Annotated in this window: 5 protein-coding genes; 3 read left to right on the top strand and 2 right to left on the bottom strand. The window is 69.7% G+C overall.

Annotated elements, in window-relative coordinates; translation table 11 throughout:
- Positions 1-189: 189 nt before the first annotated feature.
- The gene (locus ACFVH5_RS23635; protein ID WP_385835646.1) at positions 190-1,878 is read right to left on the bottom strand and encodes a fumarate hydratase; all 1,689 of its coding nucleotides are present in this window, start codon (positions 1,876-1,878) and stop codon (positions 190-192) included.
- Between the two features lie 167 nt (positions 1,879-2,045).
- On the opposite strand from ACFVH5_RS23635, the gene ACFVH5_RS23640 reads away from it, so the two are divergent.
- Complete coding sequence (locus ACFVH5_RS23640; RefSeq protein WP_384814528.1) at positions 2,046-2,741, top strand: DUF1707 domain-containing protein; 696 nt, start codon at positions 2,046-2,048, stop codon at positions 2,739-2,741.
- Positions 2,742-2,913: 172 nt separating this feature from the next.
- Positions 2,914-3,291: a WhiB family transcriptional regulator gene (locus ACFVH5_RS23645; RefSeq protein ID WP_210880556.1), complete on the top strand. Its 378-nt coding sequence runs from the start codon at positions 2,914-2,916 to the stop codon at positions 3,289-3,291.
- 283 nt (positions 3,292-3,574) lie between these two features.
- Here the strand turns inward: ACFVH5_RS23645 and glpX are convergent, their stop codons facing one another.
- Positions 3,575-4,606: a class II fructose-bisphosphatase gene (glpX, locus tag ACFVH5_RS23650; protein ID WP_107020245.1), complete on the bottom strand. Its 1,032-nt coding sequence runs from the start codon at positions 4,604-4,606 to the stop codon at positions 3,575-3,577.
- A gap of 125 nt (positions 4,607-4,731) precedes the next feature.
- Between glpX and ACFVH5_RS23655 the strand changes: the two genes are divergently transcribed.
- Positions 4,732-5,250, top strand: coding sequence for a DUF4245 domain-containing protein (locus tag ACFVH5_RS23655; protein ID WP_385835648.1), 519 nt, complete (start codon positions 4,732-4,734; stop codon positions 5,248-5,250).
- Positions 5,251-5,389: the final 139 nt, after the last annotated feature.

Genomic DNA, 5,389 nt, shown 5'->3' on the forward strand with positions numbered 1-5,389 from the left:
CCGCCCCTCCCCAGTCCCGACTCTGACGCGGGGGCCGCCCCCCGACCCCCCGGACCTCAAACGCCGGACGGGCTGGAAATCCAGCCCGTCCGGCGTTTGAGGACGAGCGCGCAGCGCGATACGGGGGGCGAGGGGGCGCAGCCCCTATACGTGGACGGGAACGGGTAGGGGCGGCGGGGGCGGAAAACCCTAGAGCCCGGGACCCCGCACGGGAATCGACGTGAACGTAGGCGCCGGCGCCGGGTCCTTGAAGAAGTCGTTGCCCTTGTCGTCGACGACGACGAACGCGGGGAAGTCCTCCACCTCGATCTTCCACACGGCCTCCATGCCGAGCTCCTCGTACTCGACGACCTCGACCTTCTTGATGCAGTCCTGCGCGAGCCGCGCGGCAGGCCCCCCGATGGACCCGAGATAGAACCCCCCGTGCGCCCCGCACGCGTCGGTGACCTGCTGCGACCGGTTCCCCTTGGCCAGCATCACCCGAGACCCGCCCGCCGCCTGGAACTGCTCCACGTACGAGTCCATGCGCCCGGCCGTGGTCGGCCCGAAGGACCCGGACGCGTACCCCTCGGGGGTCTTCGCGGGCCCCGCGTAGTACACGGGGTGGTCCTTCAGGTACTGCGGCATCTCCTCACCCGCGTCGAGCCGCTCCTTGATCTTCGCGTGCGCGATGTCACGCGCCACGACGAGCGGCCCGGAGAGGGACAGCCGGGTCTTGACGGGGTACTTCGTCAGCTCGGCGAGGATGTCGTCCATCGGCCGGTTCAGGTCGATGCGCACGACGTCACCGGCCTCGTCCAGGTGCTCGTCCGTCGTGTCGGGCAGGAACCGCGCCGGGTCGGTCTCCAGCTGCTCCAGGAAGACGCCCTCCGCGGTGATCTTCGCGACGGCCTGGCGGTCGGCCGAGCAGGAGACGGCGATCGCGACGGGGCAGGACGCGCCGTGCCGGGGCAGCCGCACCACGCGCACGTCGTGGCAGAAGTACTTGCCGCCGAACTGCGCGCCGATCCCGATCTTCTGCGTCAGCTCGAAGACCTTCTCCTCCAGGTCCTTGTCCCGGAAGCCGTGGCCCAGCTCGGACCCCTCGTCCGGAATCTCGTCCAGGTAGTGCGCGGACGCGTATTTCGCGGTCTTCAGGGCGTACTCCGCGCTCGTACCGCCGACGACGATCGCCAGGTGGTACGGCGGGCAGGCGGCCGTGCCGAGCGAGCGGATCTTCTCCTCCAGGAACTTCATCATGGAGGCCTCGTTCAGGACGGCCTTCGTCTCCTGGTAGAGGAACGACTTGTTGGCCGAGCCGCCGCCCTTGGCCATGAAGAGGAACTTGTAGGCGCCGCCGTCGGCCGCGTACAGCTCGATCTGGGCCGGGAGGTTCGAACCGGTGTTCTTCTCGTCCCACATGGTCAGCGGGGCCATCTGCGAGTACCGCAGATTCAGGTTCAGGTACGCGTCGTAGATGCCGTGGGACAGGGCCGCCTCGTCGCCGCCCGTCGTCAGCACGTTCTGGCCGCGCTTGCCCATCACGATCGCCGTGCCGGTGTCCTGGCACATGGGCAGCACGCCGGCCGCCGCGATGTTCGCGTTCTTCAGGAGGTCCAGCGCGACGAACTTGTCGTTGCTCGACGCCTCGGGGTCGTCGATGATGCGCCGCAGCTGAGCGAGGTGCGCGGGCCGCAGATAGTGCTGGATGTCGTGGATCGCCTCGGCGGCGAGCGTGCGCAGCGCCTCCGGCTCCACCTTGAGGAACGTGCGCCCGTCGGCCTCGAAGGTGGACACACCCTCGGAGGTCACCAGCCGGTACGGGGTGGTGTCCTCTCCCTGGGGGAGCAGATCGGTGTACGCGAACGCCGGGCTGGGCGGGGGGGAATTATGCGGCATCTCGCCAAATCCTTCATCGACAGACAGCGGCCGGCCTCCGTTGGCGGCGCCACCAGCGTAGAACCTGTCTCGGACATCGAGCTTGTGAGGTAAGGCTCAGTAGGTCGTCCACACCCGCTGTCCACACCCTCTAGTCGCGATCTATCGCGTTTGGGTACGCTGCTGCCGTGGACCTTCAGAAGCACACCGAGCCCGACCTCCGGAAGCACACCGACCTCCGCGCGTCCGACGCGGACCGCGACCGGATCGCGGACATGCTGCGCGACGCCCACGCCGAGGGCCGCCTCACCGCGGAGGAGCACGCGGAGCGGGTCGAGGAGGTCTTCCGCGCGAAGACCGTGGGTGAACTGGAACCGCTGGTGCGGGACCTGCCCGCGGCCCACCGCCCCCGCCCGTCGGCCGCGTTCGCGGCGGCCCCCAACCGGCCCGCCCCGGGCGCGATCCCGCCGGTCGCCGACGAGAACGTGGTGGCGGTGTTCAGCGCGGCGGTGCGCCGAGGCCGCTGGCGCGTGGGCCGCCGCACGCACGCGTACGCGATCTTCGGCAGCGTGGAGATAGACCTCAGCGAGGCGATCTTCGAGCACCAGCAGGTCGTGATCAAGGCGATATCGGTGTTCGGCAGCGTCGAGGTCCGCGTCCCGGAGAACGTGTCGCTGCGCGGCAGCGGCGGGGGAGTCCTCGGCAGCTTCGAGGTGGACACGCTGGACTCGGGCGAACAGGACGCCCCCGTGGTCTACGTGGACGGGCTGGCGGTGCTGGGGAGCATCGAGGCGAAGCCGAAGCGGGGCAAGTTGATCGAGGACATCCTCGACCGGGTCACCGACAAGGTGAACGCCAAGTTGCGCAAACATCTGGGACATTGACGGTCGCGAATCCACGACGACCGGAGGAGCGCGGTCCGGGACGAAGCCCGGTGCCCGGTCCGGCACTTGCCGGGATCTTCGGCGCTTGCGAACTGAGTGCATAGGCGCGCGTACAGCGGGTAGGCCTTGCTGCATCGTCTCTCGCTCGCGAAGCCGTCGTCAGGAGTAGACCGTGCTGCATCCGCCGCATCAGTCCCTGCAGGTCGCTGCCGTTCCGCCCCAGCCGGTGCCGGTGCGCGAGAGGGACCAGGACGCCCCCTGGCACACGGAGGCCGTGTGCCGCCGCGACGAGGCCGGGCTGTTCTTCGCACCCTCGAAGGAACCCACCGCGGCCCGGCTGTCCCGCGAGGAAGCGGCGAAGCGGGTCTGCGCGCGCTGTCCGGTGATGATCGAGTGCCGGGAACACGCACTGCTGCAACCCGAGCCGTACGGCGTCTGGGGCGGCCTCACCGCCGCCGAGCGCCGAGTGGTCCTGGCCCGACGCCGCCGCCGAGACCTGGACCTCCAGAAAACAGCCCGAACCCCCGGCCCGATAGCCGCAGCCGGCTAACCCGCCAAACAACCCCGCGCCCCAAGGGGCGCGGGGAACACCGCGCCCAGCCACAACGCCCCCGCACCCGACGACGCCCCCGACAGGTGCGCGGGGAACACCGCGCCCAGCCACAACGCCCCCGCACCCGACGACGCCCCCGACAGGTGCGCGGGGAACGGCGCGCTCAGCCACGACGCCCCCGCACCCGCCCACCGGCCCGACAAGGGGCGCGGGGAACTGCGCAACACGCCCCACGGCCCGCAGCCGACAACGGCCCGCGCGAAGACCAAAACCAGCGGAACTACTTCGCCCGGTCGAAGTCGATCGCGCTGTACGCCCGAAGCTTCGCCAGCCGATGCTCAGAGCTGATCTGCCGAACCGTCCCCGACTTCGACCGCATCACGATCGAATCGGTCGTCGCGGTCTCGGGCCGATACCGAACCCCCCGCAACAACTCCCCGTCAGTGATCCCGGTGGCCACGAAGAACACGTTCTCCCCGGACACCAGGTCATCCGTGAGCAGCACCCGGTCCAGGTCGTGCCCCGCATCGACCGCCCGCGCCCGCTCCTCGTCGTCCTTGGGCCACAACTTCCCCTGGATGGTGCCACCGAGGCACTTCACCGCACAGGCGGAGATGATCCCCTCGGGCGTACCACCGATTCCGAGCAGCAGATCGATCCCCGTGCCCTCGCGCAACGCCAGGATCGAGCCGGCGACATCCCCGTCGGAGATGAGCTTGATGCGCGCCCCGGTCTCCCGGATCTCCTTGATGATGCCGTCGTGCCGCGGCCGGTCGAGGATGACGACGGTGACGTCCTCGGGCGTGACGCGCTTGGCCTTGGCGACCCGGCGGATGTTCACGGACACCGGCGCGTTGATGTCGACGAAGTCGGCGGCCTCGGGCCCGGTGACCAGCTTGTCCATGTAGAAGACCGCGGACGGGTCGAACATCGTGCCGCGGTCGGCGGCGGCCAGCACGGCGATCGCGTTGGTCATGCCCGCCGCGGCGAGGGTCGTCCCGTCGATCGGGTCGACGGCGATGTCGCACGCGGGACCCGTCCCGTCGCCGACGTTCTCCCCGTTGAAGAGCATCGGGGCCTCGTCCTTCTCGCCCTCCCCGATGACGACGACGCCGTTCATCGAGACGGTGGAGACGAGGGTCCGCATGGCCCGCACGGCCGCGCCGTCGGCGCCGTTCTTGTCGCCGCGGCCGACCCAGCGGCCCGCGGCCATCGCGGCGGCCTCGGTGACCCGGACGAGCTCAAGGGCGAGGTTGCGGTCGGGGGCCTCGGAGGGGACCTCTAGTTCGGACGGCAAGTGATGCTCGGTCATCGGAGCGCACCTTTCTGATACGGCGACGGCCGGATGAGGGTTTCCGCCGACTCTATCCTCAGTCCGACAAAATGAGCAGGGGGCCCCACGGATGAGCGGGGCAGTGCACCTGCGACGATGGGGGAGTGGCAGGCAGAAAAGGTAAGCAGTCGGTCCGGGACATGGTGTTGTCCCTGGGCGTGATCGGCATCGTCGCGGGCTTCATCTACATCTTCATTCCGAAGGACGACTCGGAGCCCCCTCTCGAACGGGTCGACTACCGCGTGGAGCTCCTCACGGCACGCCGTGCGGCCACCTATCCGGTGGCGGCGCCCGAGGGTCTGTCCACGGAGTGGAAGGCGACCTCGGTGCGGTTCCGTGGAGCCGACTTCGACGCGTGGCACCTCGGCTTCCACGACCCCGACGGGGAGTACGTGGCGATCGAGCAGTCCACTCAGAAGCCCGTCACGTTCATCGACGACACCACGCAGGGCGCCGAGGAGACGAACGTCACCCAGCGCATCGGCGAGAAGTCCTGGAAGCGGTACAAGGGCGAGAAGTACGACGCCCTCGTGCTCCGGGAGAAGAACTCCACGACCGTGGTCACGGGCACGGCGTCGTTCGCGAAGCTGACGAAGATGGCGGAGTCGCTCAGGACGTCGTGAGCACGGACGGGCAACGGACGACGGACATGCGAGAGGCCCCCCCCCGGGGGGGGGGGCCGCGCGCGGTTCCGGCAACCCGGGGGCGGGGCCGGGGGCCCGGGCGGGCAGAACCGAGGTGTTTACAGGGGGGGCACCAAGG

It is taken from the genome of Streptomyces sp. NPDC127119 (assembly GCF_042677425.1).
Classification (GTDB): Bacteria; Actinomycetota; Actinomycetes; order Streptomycetales; family Streptomycetaceae; genus Streptomyces.